Source organism: Halorarius halobius, assembly GCF_024298865.1.
GTDB classification, from domain to species: domain Archaea; phylum Halobacteriota; class Halobacteria; order Halobacteriales; family Haloarculaceae; genus Halorarius; species Halorarius halobius.
On sequence record NZ_CP101161.1, the window covers coordinates 69,719 to 86,555 of the forward strand.

Below are 16,837 nucleotides of genomic sequence, written 5' to 3' on the forward strand. Positions count from 1 at the left end.
TCAGGTCCCGGCTCCCTCGACCAGACCCCGCGGCAGGAACTCGCCCACGAGGAGCGTGCCACCGGCCGCGACGACGCCGGCGAGGACCGCCCCAACGGCAGGCGACGGGACGCCGACCACCGAGACGCCGAACGTCAGGGCCACGCCCGCGGCGAACGGGAGCGGCCACGCCATCGCCGCGGTGACGACGACGACGCGCCACCGGCGACCGGCCAGCCGTGCCCGCCCCGCGACGGCCGCCAGCGGCACCCACACGAGCGCGACCAGCAGGACCGCCCCCAGCCACGCTTCGTCGTACAGCGCGAGGACACCGAACCCGGCGACGGCGACGACGACGCCGAGCAGGCCGCCGGCGAGATAGCGGACGACGACCGGCACCCGACTCCGGAGTAGACGGAGCACGAGGGCGGCCACGGTGACGACTCCGAGCAGTCCCGCGACGACGAGGAGCACGCCCACCAGCAGGAGGAACCCGAACCCCGCACCCAGCCCGTTGCTCATGGACGCGCCTCGAACCGGGGAGCGAAAAATCGTCCGGCGACCCCACCCGGCGCGAAGGGGTGAGCTTTTGGCCGCGCGCACGCTTGACCCGGCAAGGATGCCCTTCGTCACCAAACTCACGTTCCAGAGCGGGGACCGGGACGCGCTGGACCGCGTCGTCGACGACATCAAACACAGCGCCGAGCAGAAGGGCGTCGAACTGAAGGGACCGCACCCGAAGCCGACGAGCGACCTGCACGTCCCCCAGAAGAAGCGACTCGACGCGACGGAGGGGTTCGATAACTGGCGGTACACGGTCTACTCCCGCGAGATAGAGATTCACGGCAACGACGAGTTCGCCCGCCAGGTGGCGGGCGACGACTACCCCTCCAGCATCCACATCGAGGCCGACGTGAAGCAGACGCGCGGGATGGGACGGTAACGCGCCGGAGGGCCGGTCCCGGAAAGGCAGTTAACCCCGGGGACCGACGGGGAGGATATGAGTCTCAGTTCGCGCGACGCGCTGGTGGAGTTGCGCCGGGAGCTACACCGCACGCCCGAGCCGGCGTGGCGGGAGTTCTACACCACCTCGCGGGTCGTCGACGAGATAGAGCGCATCGGCGTCGACGACCTGTACGTCGGCCGCGAGGTGCTCGACAGCGACGCACGGATGGCCGTCCCGGACGACGAGGAGATCGCCGACTGGTACGAGCGGGCCCGCGAGGCGGGCGCCCGCGAGGACGTGCTGGAGAAATGCGCGGGCGGCCACACCGGCGCAATCGCCGTCCTGGAGAAGGGCGAGGGGCCGACCGTCGCGCTCCGCGTCGACATCGACGCGCTCCCCATCACCGAGAGCACCGACGACGACCACCTCCCCGCACGCGAGGGGTTCCGTTCCGAACACGAGGGGACGATGCACGCCTGCGGCCACGACGCCCACATGACCATCGGCCTGGGCGTGCTCCAGCGCGTGAAGGACAGCGACTTCGAGGGAACGCTGAAGGTACTCTTTCAGCCCGCGGAGGAGGTCGTCGGGGGCGGGAAGGCGATGGCCGAGTCGGGCCATCTCGACGACGTCGACCACCTGCTGGCTGTCCACGTCGGTCTCCATCACCCCACGGGCGAAGTCGTCGCGGGCATCGACGGGTTCCTCGCGGTGACGCAGTTCCACGCGGAGTTCACCGGCGCGCCGGCCCACGCTGGCGACGCGCCCGAGGAGGGGCGCAACGCGGTGCAGTCGCTCGCGGCCGCGATACAGGGGCTGTACGGTATCCCCCGCCACTCGGCGGGCGAGACGCGGGTCAACGCCGGCCGTGTCGAGGGCGGCACGGCCTCGAACATCATCCCCGAGTCCGCACGCCTCGAAGCCGAAGTCCGGGGCGAGACCACCGACCTGAAGGAGTACATGTACCAGCACGCGATGAGCGCGCTCGAAGGCGCCGCCCGGAGCTACGACTGCGAGGTCGACGTCGACGTGGTGGGGGACGCGCCCAGCGCGGTCAGCGACGACGCGCTCGTCGACGTGGTCTCCGAGGTGGCGAGCGGCGTCGACGGCGTCAGTTCGGTCGTCCGGAACGACGACCTCGGGGGCAGTGAGGACGCGACGTACCTGATGCGGCACGTCCAGAACCGGGGCGGGACGGCCTCGTTCGTCTGCGTCGGCACCGACCACCCCACCGGCCACCACACCGCGACGTTCGACACCGACGAGGCCACCATCCCCATCGCCGTCGACACGCTGGCGGGGACGATACTGGACCTCGGCGCATCGTCGCGCTGACGACGACCGTTTACTCCGTTTATCGCCGTTCAGAGCCGTTCAAGCTCCTGAATTCGGGAGAACTGAAACACCCCTCTAAGTACCCCGAGCAGTGTAGGGAAGGATGCGATGAACGTGAAACAGCTCGCCGCGACGCTGCTCGCGGCCATGGTCGTGGTGGCCGGCGGCGCGGGCGCCGTCGCCGCCATGCCGGGCAACGCACCGGACGATTCGGGGACACAGGCGGACGAACACGCGAACGACGGCGTGACCGACGCCGAGGACGGTGACGACGACGCGTCGGAGGAGCGCGGTGACGAGTACGCCAACGACACCGCGACGGACGAGCGCGAGGACGACCCGACGAACGCCTCGGACGCGGACGACGGGAACGCCGAGGACGCGGACGAGGCCGCTGACGGCCAGCAGGGGCCGCCGGCTGACATGCCCGAGCAGGTCCCGGACCACGTCGAGGAGATTCACTCGGTCATCAACGGCTACCTCGACGGCACCGTCGACAGCCTCGGCGAGGCGCTCGACGGCGTGACGCCGGACGAGGCGAGCGACGAGGACGCCAACGAGACGGCCGACGACGAGACCGACGACGACCCGCAGGCGCTCCCGGACCGGGCGCAGGCGTAAGTTCGGCCCTTCACCCCGCTCGCGCAGTAGCTGTTTCCCTCCCAGAGGCACCCACCGGCCCTCGCTCCATCACGGGGCGGGGGCCGTTTCGCCTTCTCCCGGCGTCGAAGTCACTGCGGCTGGGGACGCCTCTCCTCGAACGCGGACATACGGACGAACGTGTGCGTCGGGCGCGACAAAAGCGCCGTGGCGCGTGACCTCAGTACTTCGCTTCCGCGCCCGTCTCCGCGTAGATGTCGTCCATGATGGCGTCGCGCTGGTCCTTCCAGGCGTCGAACCCTGCCGGCGCGTCCGGGTAGTCCTCGTAGTGGTCGAGCAGGCGGTCCGCGAGCTGTTTCGTCCCGTAGAGGTCGCGGATGGTGTCGAGGTGGCCGCGTGCGCGCCACAGCGTCCGGAGCGCCAGCAGGGGGCTGACGCCCGACGACCCCGAGTACAGCGCCTCCGAAATCTGTCGACCCGGGATTGCCCCGGCGAGCGCAGTCAGGTCCGAAATCTCGTAGGCGGTCGAGAAGATGTTGTAGACGTCGAGCGCGGCGTAGCGGCCGCCGAAGTGGTCCATCACGCGGCTGTTGTACTCCCAGAGGCTCGCCTCGGAGTAGTCCTCGCTCTCGATGGCCTCGATTGCCTGCTGGCCGGCGTACTTGCCGGAGTAGGCGGCGCCGGCGATGCCGCCGCCGGAGATGGGGTTGACGTGGGCCGCGGCGTCGCCGACCGCGATGTAGCCCGGGGCCGTCCCCGAGTCGTACGTGCGGCGGGTCGGGAGAGCGGCGCCGAGTTTGTCCTTCACGGTCGCGTTCTCGAACTCCTCGCGTTGCTGGAGGTCCTCCCGGAGGTCACCGACCAGTTTCATCGGCTCCTCGCTCATCTGGAAACCCAGGCCGACGTTTATTTCCGTCGGCGTGCGCGGGAAGTACCAGAGGTAGCCCGCCGACCGCTTCGTCGGCTTGAACACCAGCGCGTCGTACCAGTCGACCGGCTCGTCGACCTCGACGATTTCGCGGTACGCCGATGAGAACTGCGAGAACCGGACGTTCGTGTCGAACGTCGCCTCCGAGAAGTCCGCAGTGTCCTGCAGAATCGAGAGTGCGCCGGCGCCGTCGATGACCATCTCGGCCTCGTACGTCACGGGCGTGCCGCGCTTGACCGCGGTGACGCCCGTGACGCGGCCGTCTTCCTGTTTCAGCGACTTGACGACGGTGTCGTAGTGGACCTCGGCGCCGGCGTCGACGGCGCCCTCGATGACGAGTTCGCCGTACTTCTTGCGGTCGATGACCGCCAACTCGCCCGGCACGGGGATGTCGAGTTCCACGTCCTGTCGGGGGGCCTCGAACCGCCCGTGGTCGACCGCGGTGTTCGTGAACGCGGGTTCGAGCCGCGATTTCGGTATCTCCTCGGGGAAGTTGTTCGCACCCTTGAGCGCGTCGCCACACGCGATATGCCCGGCCTCCTCGGCGTCTTTCCGCTCGACGATGACGACGTCGTAGCCCGCCTCCGCAATCGTCGCGGCGGCGTACGACCCGCCCGTGCCCGCGCCGACGACGACGACGTCGTACTCGTGGGTAGTCATGCCAGTTTGGTACCGCGCGACGGGGAAAACTCTTTATTCACCGTTCCGTCGTTTCGCGGAGGTCAGTGAATCCGGAAAGAGTTTTGCCGTCGGGTGGGCTCGTTCCGGTATGACCGACTACACCGTCGAGTTCGTGGGGACGGGCGAGGAGATAACCGTCTCCGACAAGGAGACCATCCTGTCGCGGTGCATCGAGGAGGGTATCGCACAGGAGTACTCCTGTCGCGTCGGCATGTGTCTGGCCTGCACCGCGGAGATAATCGAGGGCGAGGTCGAGCAGACAGTCGCGGTCAAGCGGGGCCTCACCGAGGAGGAGGCCGAGCGGTTCGCACTAACGTGCATGGCTCGTCCCGCCTCGGACCTGAAACTCGACCGCGGGAAGTACCCGCCGAGCATCGAGGACGCCGGCGACGAGGCGGCGGGCGCGGCGTTCGCGGACGACGACTGACGCGCCGTTTCGAGTCCTGAGCCGCGTCCGACCCTCAAGTATGGAGCCGTTGTTTTGCAGTGCATGGACGGCGGCTTCACCCGGGAGGTGCGTGACCGTGCCCGACGGCGGGACGTAGCCCTGCTGGCCGTGGTGCCGCTGGTGCTCGCCGTGCTGGCGACGCTTCCGCGGGCCGGACGTGTCGCGCTCGCGTTCAGTCCGGCCGACCCGACGCTGGTGACGGCGTTCGTCTCTCACTACGTGCATCTGACGACCGGACACCTGCTGTCGAACCTCGCGGCCTACCTGCTTTTCGCCCCGCTGGTGTACCTGCTGTGTCTGTTGAGTGGCGACCGCTGGCTGTTTCTCACCGGGTTCGCGACGTTCCTCGTCGCGTTCCCGTTCGCGCTCTCGGGCCTGGAGCTGGTGGTCGGCGGCGGGTCGGTCCTCCTCGGTTTCTCGGGAATCAACGCCGCCCTCGTCGGCCTGCTGGCGTTCACGCTGACCCGATACGTGGGCGCCCGGTTCGCAGGCCGCGTTGACCCCGCCTACGCGCCGCCTGCGTTCTTCCTCGCGGCGGCGCTCATCGCCGCCGTCGCCGTCCCGGGGACGGTCCAGTCGGTCGGGCTGGCCGCGGCGGCGCTTCTGGCCGCCATGCTGTTCGTCGGCGGCATCGGGCGACCGAGCGACGTGGTCCCGCGTCTCCGCGCGGCGGCGGCCCAACCGGGGTACTTCGAACTCGCCGGCGTCGCCGTCGGTCTGTTCGTCGCGTACCCCTTCGTCGCGTTCCCACGCGACCCCGGCGCGGCGGGGACGATGGTGAACCTGCACGCTCACCTGCTGGGGTTCGCCCTCGGCTTCATCGTCGCGCACGTCACGACGCTGGTGTCGCCGGGCATCGACCGGGAACGACAGGACGCTCCACGACCCACGAGCGCGTGACTACCGGCCGGGGTACGTTTTCACCCACGGGTTCGCCCGCTCGAACACGGCCGCGACCGCAAGCAGGTCCGCCTCCGCGTAGCGGTTGCCGACCAACTGGAGCCCGACCGGGAGCCCGTCGTCGGTCAGCCCGGCCGGGACGCAGACGACCGGATGGCCGGTGACGTTGAACACCCACGACAGCGTCCAGTCGGTGAGCGTGCCGTTGGCCGGTTCGCCCGCGATTTCGGTCGGGTCCGGGTCGTCGAGCGGGAACGGCGGGACCGCCAGGGTCGGACACACCAGCGCGTCGTGACCCTCCAGCGCCGCTTCGACGGCGTCGTACATCGCGGTCCGGGTGACGTTCTGGACGTTGTGTTCGACGGCCTCGTGACCCCGGCCCATCAGGACCGTGTTGACGAACGACTGCGACATCTCGTCGGCCCGGTCGCCCGCGAGGTCGATGCCGTGTTCGTCCTCGATTTCGCGGGCGAGCGTGGCGAACTTCGCGGTGGCCTGCACCGAGAAGGCGTGCTGGAGGTCCGACTTCGGCGGCCCGTCGAGGCCGGCCTCGGCGACGGTGACGCCCGCGTCACCGACGGCATCGAGCGCGTCCTCGACGGCCTCGAGTACCGCCTGCTCGACGGTGAACGCGTCGAGGTCCGGCGAGTACGCCACCGAGAGGTCCTCGGAAGCGCGGTCGGTCGCCGCGGGGTAGTCGTCGCCGGGATGCGGGACGGAGAACGGGTCGCGGTCGTCCGAACCGACGAGCACGTCGAGCAACAGTGCGAGGTCGTCGACCGTCCGGGCCATCGGTCCGACGACCCCAGTCGGCGTGTGCGACGAGAAGGCGTCGGGCCGCCGGTCGCTTGGAATCAGCCCGTAGGTTGGCTTGACGGAGGCGACGTGACAGCAGGAGGCGGGCACGCGGAGCGACCCGCCGACGTCCGACCCCGTGGCGACGGTGGTGAGCCCGTCCGCCAGCGCCGCCGCCGACCCTCCCGAGGAGCCGCCGGCGATGCGGTCGCGGGCGAACGGCGTCCCCGTCGGCCCGACGAGTTCGTTGTCCGTGCGGGGCTTGTGGCCGAACTCCGGCGTGTTCGTCTTCCCGAGCGGGATGGCGCCCGCGGCTTCGAGCCGTTCGGTGATGACCGCGTCGCTGTCGGCGACGTGGTCGGCGAACGGCTTCGCACCGAACGTCGTCCGGACCCCCGCCTTGTGGGCGTAGAGGTCCTTCAGCGCGACCGGGACACCGTGCAGGGGGCCGAGGTCGTCGCCCCGCTCGACCGCACGCTCCGCCTCGCGGGCCATCTCGCGGGCCTCCTCGTCGATGACCGTGACGTAGGCGTTCGACAGGTCGTTGCGCTCGGCGATGCGCTCGAGGAACGCGTCGACGAGTTCGACCGGCGATATGTCACCGGCTTTCACGGCCGCCGCCGTCTCGACGGCACTCCGGTAGTAGTCCATGCCCGGCGGTGTGGCGAGGAGTAGCATAGGCGTTTTCCCACCCAGCAGGCGCTACCGGTTTCGGATGGCTGACAGGCGGCCCCCGCAACGTCGCGCGGACGGGTGGACCACGCTCCCGCCGAGTTCCGTCCGCGACGTGCGCTACGTCACGGGGACGGTGGTCGCGTTCCGGTACTTGAATCTTCGCCGCCTCAGTCGTCCGCGGCGGCCGTCTCCTCCGACGGGCCGCCCTCGTGAGCGCGAGCGCGCTCGCGGAGGCGGTCGGAGATGGCCGGCACGGCGTCGTCTGGGACGCGTCCACCGTGGGCGTCTATCTCCTCGCGGTCCATCGGGAACGTGCGGGCGTCCATGTGGATGGCGATGCCGGCTTTCGCCCCCTCGCCCAGGGCGACGGGGATCTGGTTGTGGCCGGGCGTCACGTCGCCGACCGCGTACACCCGGTCGACGTTCGTGCGGCCGTGGTCGTCGACGGCGACGGTGCCGTCGTCGTTCAACTCGACGCCCACGCTCTCGGCCAGGGCGGTGTTGTACTCGGAGCCGTACATCGGGAATCCGCCGCGGTACTCGCGGCGCGTGCCGTCCTCGAACACGAACGCCTCCAGCCAGCCGTCCTCGCCCTTCTCCATCGAGTCGATTTCCTCGTGAATCACGTCGACGGGGTGGGCCTCCAGCAGGGCGGCCGTCTCCTCGGACCACTCGGGCGCCTCCCCGCGCGTGAGCAGGTCGACCTCGTCGGTGAAGTTCAGCAGTATCATCGCCACGTACGCCGCCGAGTCGCCGGTACCCATCACGTAGACGGGTTCGTCGACGAACATGTAGGCGTCACAGTGAAGACAGTAGTGGAGCCCCTTCCCCGTCCGCGGAAGCGGCGGGTCGGGCCGCACGTCCGAGAAGCCGGTGGCGAACACGACGTACTCCGTCAGCGTCGTCACGTCGCTCGCCTCGATTCGGTAGCGACCGTCCTCGGTCTCCGAGACGTCGGTGACGGTGTCACGATAGTAGTCGGCGCCGTACGACTGAATCTGCTCGACGGCGGTCTGGAGGAACTCGTTGCCCGACACGTCCTCGGTGACCCCGATGACGTTGTGGGTGTCGAGCATCATCGCCGCGCGGCCGCCGCCGCGGTTCACCATCGCAGTGTCGAGTCCGAGCCGCGTCGTGTACAGCGCCGTCGTCAGCCCGGCCGGGCCGCCGCCGACGACGGTCACGTCGTACTCCTGAGTGTCGGTCATCATCCGTCCCTACCGGCCTGAAACCCATAACTCCACGGTGAACTGGCAGTAACCCCGCCCCGAAACGCCCTTCCCGCCGCGCGCCCGAGACGGGGACATGACGTTCGACCCCAACCAGAGCCTCCCGCAGGAGGAGGTCGACGACATCGTCGACGAGGCCATCGAGAACAACGACGTGGTGCTGTTCATGAAGGGGACGCCGATGATGCCGCAGTGCGGCTACTCCGACAAGGCGCTGACGCTCATCGGGAGCCAGCGCGACGAGTTCGAGACGGTCGACGTGCTCGAATCGCTCGACGAGTTCCGCGCCGCCCTCGAACGCCACAGCGGCTGGGAGACCATCCCCCAGACGTACGTCGACGGCGAGTTCGTCGGCGGGAGCGACGTGCTCGAACAGCTCCACGAGGACGGCGACCTGGGAGCGACGCTGTCGGCCTGACCCGCGCCGTGATACCGAGTCACGTGGGGAAGGGCAGACACTATAAGTGAGAAACCCTTAGGAACACTCGACCATGCAGCGGTCCGGGGCCGCTTGCCCCGAATCGGGACAGGGAATACCATGACCAGTCGTGTATTCAGACTCCATTCGACACTCGAACTGCCGCTCGACGACGTCCACGACTTCTTCGACGAAGTCGAGCTTCCCGTTGAGATAGCCGACGTCGAGATAACTCGCCGCAACAACACGCTGATAATCAGCGCCGTCGCGGCGGAGGACAACATCTCGAAGTACACCCCGACCGCACAGCTGAAAGCCAGCATCACCGAGAACCGGGTCTACGAGAACGACGAGGGCGAGTGGGTCGAAGAACCACCGGAGGAGGAAGGCACCGGCTTCGGCTCCACGAGCAGTAGTAGCGGCGGGGGCGGCGGCGACGGCCCGTCGTGGGGCAGTCTCGGGCAGGCCCAGGAGGAGGAGCCGCAGGTCAACTCCAAGCTCCGCGAGTACGCCTGCTTCAAGGGCGACCGCGAGACCGTGCTCCAGAACACCGCCCTGCAGTATCCGATGTTCGAGGTGCTGTGTGACCTCGCTCGCTTCGCCGAACGCGGCGAGTTGACCGCTGTCGCCGCGGTCGACGACCAACTCGAGGCCCACCGCATCGTCGACGGCGAGGACCGCGCCGCCACCATCGAAATCGTCGAGGACCCGACCGAGCGCGAGGCCGATAGCTCGGTCAAGTGGCGCGACAACAAGTTCATCAACTAGAACGGTTCCGACGCTTCTGTCACTCCAGTCCCGTAGCGGCGCGACCCGCGGGAGCTACCACAGCCACAGCCCGACGAGCCCCAGCCCTGCGACGCCCGACAGCGCGCCGAACCGGCGCGCCCACACCAGGCCGCGAGCGGTCAGCCGCTCGACCGTGAGAACGGCCGTGATGAGCGCCATCCAGCCGAGGTTCATCGAGCCGACGACGACCATCAGCCCCATCAGGACGCCGCAGGCCGCTACGTCCTGTCGGGCGAAGTCCCAGCCCAGCCGTACGGCACCCGGGAGTCCGGGGCGGTAGTGGGAGACGAGGAACCCTGAGGGCGACCGACAGCGCCCGAGGTATCGGCGCTTCACCGGCGAGAGCTGGAACGCGGCGACGGCGAGGAACGCGACCCCGAAGTAGAGCGCCCCCCACGTCGCGGCCAGCGAGCCGATCGGGACGACGGCGTCGACGGCCAGCGGGACGACACCGACCGCGACCCAGACGAGCGTGTACGTCCCAACGAACACTGCGACCCCGGTCAGCATCTCGGCGGGGCGGAGGTGCGCTCGAACCTCAGTGTACCACTGGAACGCCCCGGCCGACGACGGATACATCATCGCCACCATCATCAGCCCCCACATGGCGAGGTAGTGGAGCACGCCGAGGGGGCCACCGGCGAGCGCGACGGCCTCGAAGACGCCCGGGTCGGCGGCCGTCATCGACCCGCCGTGGGCGTGGCCGACCGCACCCTCGATGGGGTCGTGGAGGAACAGGGCGAGCCACGCCATCCCGGCGACGGCGTAGGTCGCCACCGCGACGGAGCGCGGGCCACCACTGCGCAGGCGCGCCAGTAGCTCCGGGTGCATCATCGGTGAGGTCACGGCGACCCGGTGCTCATCCCTGCCGCCACGGGTTCACCAGTAACTCCCGGTGCAGTTCGGGACCGACTTCGACCGTACAGTCGCCGACCGGCGTGGCGATACACGGCAGGACGTAGCCGTCGTCGAGATGCCGCTGTTTGAGCGCACGCGGCGGTCGCTCGTGGGTCACCTCGCCGGCGAGCAGTCGCCCCGTGCAACTGGCGCAGACGCCGGTACGACAGCCGTACGGGAGGCGCACGCCGCCACGCTCGGCCGCTTCGAGCACCGTCTCCCCGTCGGCTGGTACCGTCGCTTCGCGGCCGTCGCGCCACACCAGCCTGACCGTTGACATCGGCGGGGCTACTCCCAGACGTCGCTGGTGCAGTCGCCGTCGGGCCACCGCATCTCGTGGGCGCGGGCCGGCCCCGCCGGCAGGTCGCCGAAGTCGACCAGGAACTCCTCGTCCAGTTCCATCGTCCCGCGGCGCGGGTCGACATCGGCTTTCAGCATCACCGACCCCTTCTCGGCCTCCTCGGGGAAGAACTGGTTGTCCCACGACGAGTACAGCGAGGTGGTCCAGTAGAGGCGCGTCCCGTCGAGGCTCAACTGGAGCATCTGGGGACCGGCGACCAGTTCCCGGCCCTGTACGTCGCGGACGTCGCCGAAGTAGCCGCCGATGGAGATGGAGTCGGCGTGTCTCGGATTGGCGGGGTCGGAGACGTCGTACATCCACACCTCGCCGTGGAGCCAGTTCGACCCGAACAGGTAGCGGTCGTCCATCGACAGCAGGATGTCCGTCGGGAGCGCCGGCACCGGCATCTCCCAGCCGTCCATCTCGCGGCTCTCGAAGTCGATGACCTTCTCGGCGTGCCACTCACCGTTCCGCTTCCAGAAGCGGAAGATGTTCGACGAGAGGGCCGCGCCGACGAACCCGTGGGCGTGCTCCGGGGTGTGAAGGAACCGGACTTCGAGCGGTATCAGCCCCTCTTCGCCGAGGTCGAGCGTCTGCTCGACCGTCTGCTCTTCCCAGTTCCAGAACTGGAGTTCCCGGCCGTAGTTGCCCGCTTCGACGTCCTCGATGTCGAACCCGGGCTGGTACGTCTTCGGTGCGCCCCACTCCGACGAAATCATCGCGTTGTGGCGGGGCTGGTACCAGAAGTCGTAGTTGAAGTCGATTTCGCCGGGCGCGTCCCACCGGCCCTTCACGTTCAGGTCCTCGTCGAGTTCGAGGAACCCGCCCGGCAGGTCGCCGTCGGCGTTCCCGAGCATCGAGATGACGACGGTGCCGCCGCCGATGCAGTGGACGGTGTGGGGCGCGCTCAGGTCGTGTTCGTGGACGGCCTCCGGTTCGATGACCTTCTCGATTTCGGGGTGTTCGCGGTCCTGCGTGTCGACGATGTGGATGCGCGACGAGCGGTTCCCCGGCACGACGAGATACCGGCGTTCGAGGCCGCCGATGTGACACGACGACGAGCAGGCGTTCCAGCCGAAGTGGTGGAGTTCGTCCCCGACGTTCGGGAGTTCGACGCGGTCGATTATCTCGCAGTAGCTATCGGAGTCGGGGTCGACGTCGACGACGGCGACGAAGTCGGGGGCGTCGACGTCGGTGCCGACGTACAGCCCCATCACGTAGGCGAGTTTCTCCCGCTCGGACTCCTCGATAGCCGCCTGCGGCGTCATGTATCCCGGTCCGGCGTGTTCGTGTTCCGCGTGTTCCGTCCGGTCGTGGTCGGCGGGTGCGTGTTCGGGTTCGGACATCGTGTCGGGGTGTACCCGAACCGACTTCGTTATGAACCAGCAACGACACGCGACCGCGAGGTTACCGGCGCCGTCGAGCGACGAGGGGGAGAGATTCCCGACCTTACCCGGACCCGCTCGCCACGTCCAGCAGGTCCACGGGCCGGCGTCCGCCCGACTTACTCCGAGTAAGCCCGGGCGTTCGTCGCGCCCGTGGCGCTCGGGCCCCATCCGAGTAGCGACCTCTCGCTGGCGGGAGGGACGGCGACGCGAGCGGCGTGTCACACCGTCACATAGCCGCGTTCCGAAGCCAAAAGACACTTTTAGCTGGTAATTACATGTTATTACGAGTCATGAGCGAGTTCCCCGACTACCTCGACGTCGACTACACGGACGGCGACGGCGAGTCGCCCGACGACTACCCGAGCATCGAGGACAAACTGGAGAAGGCGCTTGAGGTCGTCGAGACCGGCCTGCGCGAGTACGAGAACCCCGCGGTGATGTGGACCGGCGGGAAGGACTCGACGCTGACGCTGTACTTCGTGAAGGAGGTCGTCGACCAGTACGACGATCTGGAGTTGCCGCCGACGGTGTTCATCGACCACTACCAGCATTTCGACGAACTGATGGAGTTCGTCGAGCGGTGGGCAGAGGAGTGGGACCTCGAGGTCGTCTGGGCGCGCAACACCGACGTCGGCGAGTACGTCGACGAGAACGACCTGACGCCGGGCGACGACATCCCGGTCGATGACCTCTCGGAGCACAACCAGCACCACATCCGCAACATCCTCGAGTACGAGGAGGAGACGTTCCCGTTCCTGCTCGACACGTACGTCGGCAACCACCTCCTGAAGACGGTGGCGCTCAACGACGCGCTCGAGAGCCACGACATCGACGGCATCATCTCCGGCATCCGGTGGGACGAACAGGAGGCGCGTGCCGACGAGACGTTCTTCTCGCCGCGTCACGACCCCGACATCTACCCGCCCCACGACCGCATCCAGCCCATCCTCCAGTTCAAGGAGGCCGACGTCTGGGACGCGTTCTGGTACTTCGTCGTCCCCGAGACGGTCGACGAGTTCCCGGACGACGGCTACGTCCCGCAGGACTACGACGACCTGCCGAACGACCTCACCCACGAGGACATCCCCGTCTCGCCGAAGTACTTCGCCGGCTTCCGGTCGCTCGGCAGCGAGGTGTCGACCGACAAGTCCGCCGAAAAGCCCGCGTGGCTCCAGGACATGGAGAACACGACCGAACGCGCCGGCCGCGCCCAGGACAAGGAGGACCTCATGGAGCGCCTCCGCGACCTGGGCTACATGTAGCGCACCGTTGTAGTCGGCTCTTGGTCCCGAGCGCTCCCTCCGGTCGCGCTCGGTGAACCGCATCGGCGCGGCTTCGCCGCGGCCCGGACGCTGTGGCTCGTTTCCGCCTTATTCACCAGACTCCTCGACGTCGACGACCGACCCCGCCTCGTCGACGACGACGCTGACCAGCCGGTCGCCGGCCTCGGGATGCTCGACGTCGATGCGGAGCCGGAGCGGGTCGTCGGACTCGACGGCGGGTGGCTCGCGTTCGTGGGGGAGTTGCACCTCCTCGCGGACGTCGACGCCCACGTCGTGGTAGGCCGCCACGACGGCCGGGTGAGGCGTCACGAGCGAGCCGACCAGCCCCCCGATGGGGTAACTGCACCGGTCGCAGGTCGCTCGGAAGAAGTACTCGTGGTCCTCCTCGTCGAACGCCGGCGCGGGATGCTCGTCGCTGCGGACGATTTCGCAGGTCGTGGAGCCGAAGCACTGTGGACACGTCCCCGTCCGGGCGAGTTCGCCGCGCTGTCGGTTCACTCTCGCACCGAGGTCGAGCAGGTCCGGCAGGTCCACGTGGGTCCGCGCGCCCGGCGGCAGGTCGCTGACCCAGACGTGGTCCTCGACGGTGTCGCACTCGACACGCAACAGGGAGTCCCGGTAGGTGAGCGTGGCGTCGCTCCCGCAGAGCGCACACTCGGCAGTGGCCGTCTCCGAGGCGTCACCCTCGACTGGCGTGTACGCGTTGGCGAGGATGGAGCCGACCAGTCGGAGCCCCGGCCGCGTGAGCCGGTAGCCGTCCTCGGCGTCGGTGACGAACTCGCCCCGGAGTTTGTCGAGATGGTAGTTGAACCGCCCCGAGTCGCGCATCCCGACCTGCTCGCGGAGTTCCGAGAAGGAGAGTGCGCCGTCGGCGTCGGCGAGCGCCCGGAGGATGCGGATGCGCGTGTCGTCGCCCACCAGCGCGAACGCGTCGTCCGCCGAGAGCCCCGGGGCGTCCGGGTCGCCTGATTCCGAAGACATACCCCACGTTCGGGCAGTCCCGGGATTAGTAGTTTCGCCGGGCCGGGAACCACCGACACGCCGTGACGGCAGGGCCTCCCGGACGGGGTATCACCCGCTCGCGCGGTACTCGCCGTGTTTCACGCCGACGAACAGCGCCAGCAGGCCGAACACGACGAGCCCCGCGCTGATGCCCAGCGAGAGAGTCGTCGGCATCGGACTGGTGACGGTGCCCCCGACCAGCACCACGAGCAGTACCACGAACACCGCGGCCGTCGTCTTGGCGTCGAACTCCATACCGGGCGTGAGGTGCGCGACCGGCAAAACGGTTCAGGAACCGGACGACTCCGCGTCCCCATCTCCTTTCGGCCGAACCACGTCCGCAAGCGAGACGAGCAGTCCCAACAGCCACCCCAGCGGTACGGCGATACCGAACCACATCAGCACGTAGGCGACGCCCTCGAGGTCGTACGTCCCGCGGAGGAACTCGGCCAGCGGCTCCGGGGCGACGTTGTCCAGGAACCACACCGCGAGGTCGTAGCTCCCCGGGAGCACGGCATCGGCGACGACCGGCGAGTAGAGCGCCGCGACGACCGGCGGCAGGAAGATGGCCGTCATCCCGAACGGGTACGCGAGCAGGACGGTGACCGGCCGGCCGTCGACGCGGGTGAACACCACCGCGAGCACGCTGGCGAGGACCGCCGTCAGCGAGGCGGCCGCGACGGCGTAGAACCCCTCCGCTGAGGCGCCGAACTGCACCCTGGCCGCGAACGTCAGCGCCCCCCACGCGAGCACGGCCAGGAGGACGACCCCCACGAGGCCGACCCGCGCGACGCCGCGGTCGATGCGCCGCGAGTAGAACCTGGCGGCAAAGCCCGCGAGCGCCAGCGGGTAGAGGAGGGCGATTATCGGGACGCCGAGCGCCGCCCACAGGCGGTACTTCACGGTGTCGGCGGTCGTGGTCGGCTTCCACTTCCCGAGCACCGAGTGTGCGGCGCCGCGCTGTCGCGGGAACAGCAGTTCCATCCACGTCTCGTGGAGTCGAACGACGTCGACCTTGATGCCGTCGACGACGCCCGCCCGTTCCTCCTGCTGCCCCTCGGTTGCCATGCGGGAACCGTGCGCGTCCCCGAACGTGAATTTTCCGGCCCCGCGTGAGCAGAATCCAGCGACGGCCGTGGCTCACGGGACGCGAGCGACGCCGCAGAAGCGCGGCCCGGCTACGCGACCGGGATGTCCTGCTCGGCTTCCAGCAGTTCGTGGTAGCGGTTGCGGATGGTGACCTCCGAGATGTCGGCCACCTCGCTGACCGCCGCCTGCGTCGTCTTCTCGTTGGTCAGCAGGGCGGCGGCGTACACCGCCGCGGCCGCGAGCCCCACGGGACTCTTGCCGGAGTGGACGCCCTGTTCCTTCGCGTTGCGGAGCAGTTGTCGGGCGCGGTTCTCCGCCTCGTCGGAGAGGTCGAGCGAGGAGGCGAACCGGGGGACGTAGCTCTCGGGGTCCGCTGGCTGAACCTCCAGGCCGAGTTCCCGCACCACGTAGCGGTAGGTGCGCGCGATTTCGCTCTTTTCGACGCGGCTCACGTCCGCGATCTCGTCGAGACTCCGCGGGACGCCCGCCTGTCGCGCGGCGGCGTACGTCGCGGAGGTGGCGACCCCCTCGATGGAGCGGCCGGGCAGGAGGTTCTCGTCGAGCGCACGCCGGTAGATGACGCTGGCCGTCTCCCGGACGTTGTCCGGGAGGCCAAGCGCCGAGGCCATCCGGTCGATTTCGCCGAGCGCCTGCTTCAGGTTCCGCTCCTTGCTGTCACGCGTCCGGAACCGCTCGTTCCACTTGCGGAGCCGCTGCATCTTCTGGCGCTGGTTCGAGGACAGCGAGTTGCCGTACGCGTCCTGGTCGCGCCAGTCGATGTTCGTCGAGAGCCCCTTGTCGTGCATCATGTTCGTCGTCGGCGCACCGACGCGGGACTTCTCGTCTTTCTCCTTGGCGTCGAACGCGCGCCACTCCGGCCCGCGGTCTATCTGGTCCTCCTCGATGACGAGGCCGCAGTCCTCGCACACCGTCTCGTGGTCGCCGGTCTGGTTCAGCGAGCCGCCACACTCGGGACAGCCCGTGGTCCGTTCCTCTTCGTCGGTCGTTCGCGTTCGTACGTTCTCGGTCATCGGTAGGCTGGCGGGGGCTACCCGGGGGAGCTACTGGAGAAGCACCCGGCTAGCTATCGCTGATAACCCGGTTCGGAATACACC

19 protein-coding genes are annotated in these 16,837 nt (G+C 68.8%); 8 read left to right on the forward strand and 11 right to left on the reverse strand.

From position 1 onward, the window contains the following. Positions 1-501 (reverse strand): hypothetical protein, encoded by a 501-nt coding sequence (locus tag NL112_RS00360; RefSeq protein ID WP_255150633.1) that lies wholly within the window; start codon positions 499-501, stop codon positions 1-3. Positions 502-598: 97 nt separating this feature from the next. Here NL112_RS00360 and NL112_RS00365 point away from each other — a divergent pair, with 97 nt between their 5' ends. The 3 genes from NL112_RS00365 to NL112_RS00375 all read left to right on the forward strand — a co-directional run bounded on the left by NL112_RS00365 (position 599) and on the right by NL112_RS00375 (position 2,881). Beyond that, positions 599-922, forward strand: coding sequence for an uS10/mL48 family ribosomal protein (locus NL112_RS00365; RefSeq protein WP_255150634.1), 324 nt, complete (start codon positions 599-601; stop codon positions 920-922). A 57-nt stretch (positions 923-979) separates the two neighbouring features. Further along, positions 980-2,260: an amidohydrolase gene (locus tag NL112_RS00370; protein ID WP_255150635.1), complete on the forward strand. Its 1,281-nt coding sequence runs from the start codon at positions 980-982 to the stop codon at positions 2,258-2,260. Between the two features lie 108 nt (positions 2,261-2,368). After that, positions 2,369-2,881 carry a hypothetical protein gene (locus NL112_RS00375; protein ID WP_255150636.1) on the forward strand — a complete coding sequence of 171 codons (513 nt, stop codon included), beginning with the start codon at positions 2,369-2,371 and terminating at the stop codon, positions 2,879-2,881. Positions 2,882-3,080: 199 nt separating this feature from the next. Here NL112_RS00375 and NL112_RS00380 read toward each other — a convergent pair whose 3' ends face one another. Then, a complete protein-coding gene (locus tag NL112_RS00380) occupies positions 3,081-4,448 on the reverse strand; it encodes a geranylgeranyl reductase family protein (protein WP_255150637.1) in 1,368 nt (455 codons plus the stop codon). Between the two features lie 109 nt (positions 4,449-4,557). Here NL112_RS00380 and NL112_RS00385 point away from each other — a divergent pair, with 109 nt between their 5' ends. Both NL112_RS00385 and NL112_RS00390 read left to right on the forward strand, forming a co-directional pair. Then, on the forward strand, positions 4,558-4,896 hold the full coding sequence (locus NL112_RS00385; RefSeq protein WP_255150638.1) for a 2Fe-2S iron-sulfur cluster-binding protein: 339 nt from the start codon (positions 4,558-4,560) through the stop codon (positions 4,894-4,896). A 63-nt stretch (positions 4,897-4,959) separates the two neighbouring features. Next, positions 4,960-5,817, forward strand: a complete 858-nt coding sequence (locus tag NL112_RS00390; RefSeq protein ID WP_255150639.1) for a hypothetical protein — start codon at positions 4,960-4,962, stop codon at positions 5,815-5,817. On the opposite strand, the gene NL112_RS00395 is transcribed toward NL112_RS00390, so the two are convergent. Next, a complete protein-coding gene (locus NL112_RS00395) occupies positions 5,818-7,263 on the reverse strand; it encodes an amidase (RefSeq protein ID WP_255150640.1) in 1,446 nt (481 codons plus the stop codon). A gap of 191 nt (positions 7,264-7,454) precedes the next feature. Continuing rightward, positions 7,455-8,498: an NAD(P)/FAD-dependent oxidoreductase gene (locus NL112_RS00400; RefSeq protein ID WP_255150641.1), complete on the reverse strand. Its 1,044-nt coding sequence runs from the start codon at positions 8,496-8,498 to the stop codon at positions 7,455-7,457. A gap of 94 nt (positions 8,499-8,592) precedes the next feature. Between NL112_RS00400 and NL112_RS00405 the strand changes: the two genes are divergently transcribed. Beyond that, on the forward strand, positions 8,593-8,934 hold the full coding sequence (locus NL112_RS00405) for a glutaredoxin family protein (protein WP_255150642.1): 342 nt from the start codon (positions 8,593-8,595) through the stop codon (positions 8,932-8,934). A 120-nt stretch (positions 8,935-9,054) separates the two neighbouring features. Then, positions 9,055-9,702: a DUF7110 family protein gene (locus tag NL112_RS00410; protein WP_255150643.1), complete on the forward strand. Its 648-nt coding sequence runs from the start codon at positions 9,055-9,057 to the stop codon at positions 9,700-9,702. A gap of 54 nt (positions 9,703-9,756) precedes the next feature. On the opposite strand, the gene NL112_RS00415 is transcribed toward NL112_RS00410, so the two are convergent. Genes NL112_RS00415 through NL112_RS00425 form a run of 3 tightly spaced genes read right to left on the reverse strand, consistent with a single transcriptional unit; the run spans position 9,757 to position 12,306 of the window. Beyond that, a complete protein-coding gene (locus tag NL112_RS00415; protein WP_255150644.1) occupies positions 9,757-10,557 on the reverse strand; it encodes a DUF2182 domain-containing protein in 801 nt (266 codons plus the stop codon). A 25-nt stretch (positions 10,558-10,582) separates the two neighbouring features. Then, complete coding sequence (locus tag NL112_RS00420; RefSeq protein ID WP_255150645.1) at positions 10,583-10,900, reverse strand: 2Fe-2S iron-sulfur cluster-binding protein; 318 nt, start codon at positions 10,898-10,900, stop codon at positions 10,583-10,585. Positions 10,901-10,908: 8 nt separating this feature from the next. Beyond that, entirely contained in the window at positions 10,909-12,306 is a 1,398-nt protein-coding gene (locus tag NL112_RS00425) for a selenium-binding family protein (RefSeq protein ID WP_255150646.1), read from the reverse strand. Between the two features lie 332 nt (positions 12,307-12,638). Between NL112_RS00425 and NL112_RS00430 the strand changes: the two genes are divergently transcribed. Further along, entirely contained in the window at positions 12,639-13,610 is a 972-nt protein-coding gene (locus NL112_RS00430) for a phosphoadenosine phosphosulfate reductase family protein (RefSeq protein WP_255150647.1), read from the forward strand. Positions 13,611-13,718: 108 nt separating this feature from the next. On the opposite strand, the gene NL112_RS00435 is transcribed toward NL112_RS00430, so the two are convergent. The 4 genes from NL112_RS00435 to NL112_RS00450 form a co-directional block, all read right to left on the reverse strand. Further along, on the reverse strand, positions 13,719-14,612 hold the full coding sequence (locus tag NL112_RS00435) for an ArsR/SmtB family transcription factor (protein WP_255150648.1): 894 nt from the start codon (positions 14,610-14,612) through the stop codon (positions 13,719-13,721). 90 nt (positions 14,613-14,702) lie between these two features. Then, positions 14,703-14,888 (reverse strand): DUF7333 family protein, encoded by a 186-nt coding sequence (locus tag NL112_RS00440; RefSeq protein ID WP_255150649.1) that lies wholly within the window; start codon positions 14,886-14,888, stop codon positions 14,703-14,705. Positions 14,889-14,921: 33 nt separating this feature from the next. Next, complete coding sequence (locus NL112_RS00445; RefSeq protein WP_255150650.1) at positions 14,922-15,701, reverse strand: hypothetical protein; 780 nt, start codon at positions 15,699-15,701, stop codon at positions 14,922-14,924. 110 nt (positions 15,702-15,811) lie between these two features. Continuing rightward, positions 15,812-16,753 carry a transcription initiation factor IIB gene (locus tag NL112_RS00450; protein WP_255150651.1) on the reverse strand — a complete coding sequence of 314 codons (942 nt, stop codon included), beginning with the start codon at positions 16,751-16,753 and terminating at the stop codon, positions 15,812-15,814. Positions 16,754-16,837: the final 84 nt, after the last annotated feature.

What these genes read in the sequence shown, in the direction of transcription:
- NL112_RS00360 (WP_255150633.1), bottom strand. Translation starts at nt 501, where the DNA reads ATGAGCAACGGGCTGGGTGCGGGGTTCGGGTTCCTCCTGCTGGTGGGC.
- NL112_RS00365 (WP_255150634.1), top strand. Translation starts at nt 599, where the DNA reads ATGCCCTTCGTCACCAAACTCACGTTCCAGAGCGGGGACCGGGACGCG.
- NL112_RS00370 (WP_255150635.1), top strand. Translation starts at nt 980, where the DNA reads ATGAGTCTCAGTTCGCGCGACGCGCTGGTGGAGTTGCGCCGGGAGCTA.
- NL112_RS00375 (WP_255150636.1), top strand. Translation starts at nt 2,369, where the DNA reads ATGAACGTGAAACAGCTCGCCGCGACGCTGCTCGCGGCCATGGTCGTG.
- NL112_RS00380 (WP_255150637.1), bottom strand. Translation starts at nt 4,448, where the DNA reads ATGACTACCCACGAGTACGACGTCGTCGTCGTCGGCGCGGGCACGGGC.
- NL112_RS00385 (WP_255150638.1), top strand. Translation starts at nt 4,558, where the DNA reads ATGACCGACTACACCGTCGAGTTCGTGGGGACGGGCGAGGAGATAACC.
- NL112_RS00390 (WP_255150639.1), top strand. Translation starts at nt 4,960, where the DNA reads ATGGACGGCGGCTTCACCCGGGAGGTGCGTGACCGTGCCCGACGGCGG.
- NL112_RS00395 (WP_255150640.1), bottom strand. Translation starts at nt 7,263, where the DNA reads ATGGACTACTACCGGAGTGCCGTCGAGACGGCGGCGGCCGTGAAAGCC.
- NL112_RS00400 (WP_255150641.1), bottom strand. Translation starts at nt 8,498, where the DNA reads ATGATGACCGACACTCAGGAGTACGACGTGACCGTCGTCGGCGGCGGC.
- NL112_RS00405 (WP_255150642.1), top strand. Translation starts at nt 8,593, where the DNA reads ATGACGTTCGACCCCAACCAGAGCCTCCCGCAGGAGGAGGTCGACGAC.
- NL112_RS00410 (WP_255150643.1), top strand. Translation starts at nt 9,055, where the DNA reads ATGACCAGTCGTGTATTCAGACTCCATTCGACACTCGAACTGCCGCTC.
- NL112_RS00415 (WP_255150644.1), bottom strand. Translation starts at nt 10,557, where the DNA reads ATGATGCACCCGGAGCTACTGGCGCGCCTGCGCAGTGGTGGCCCGCGC.
- NL112_RS00420 (WP_255150645.1), bottom strand. Translation starts at nt 10,900, where the DNA reads ATGTCAACGGTCAGGCTGGTGTGGCGCGACGGCCGCGAAGCGACGGTA.
- NL112_RS00425 (WP_255150646.1), bottom strand. Translation starts at nt 12,306, where the DNA reads ATGTCCGAACCCGAACACGCACCCGCCGACCACGACCGGACGGAACAC.
- NL112_RS00430 (WP_255150647.1), top strand. Translation starts at nt 12,639, where the DNA reads ATGAGCGAGTTCCCCGACTACCTCGACGTCGACTACACGGACGGCGAC.
- NL112_RS00435 (WP_255150648.1), bottom strand. Translation starts at nt 14,612, where the DNA reads ATGTCTTCGGAATCAGGCGACCCGGACGCCCCGGGGCTCTCGGCGGAC.
- NL112_RS00440 (WP_255150649.1), bottom strand. Translation starts at nt 14,888, where the DNA reads ATGGAGTTCGACGCCAAGACGACGGCCGCGGTGTTCGTGGTACTGCTC.
- NL112_RS00445 (WP_255150650.1), bottom strand. Translation starts at nt 15,701, where the DNA reads ATGGCAACCGAGGGGCAGCAGGAGGAACGGGCGGGCGTCGTCGACGGC.
- NL112_RS00450 (WP_255150651.1), bottom strand. Translation starts at nt 16,753, where the DNA reads ATGACCGAGAACGTACGAACGCGAACGACCGACGAAGAGGAACGGACC.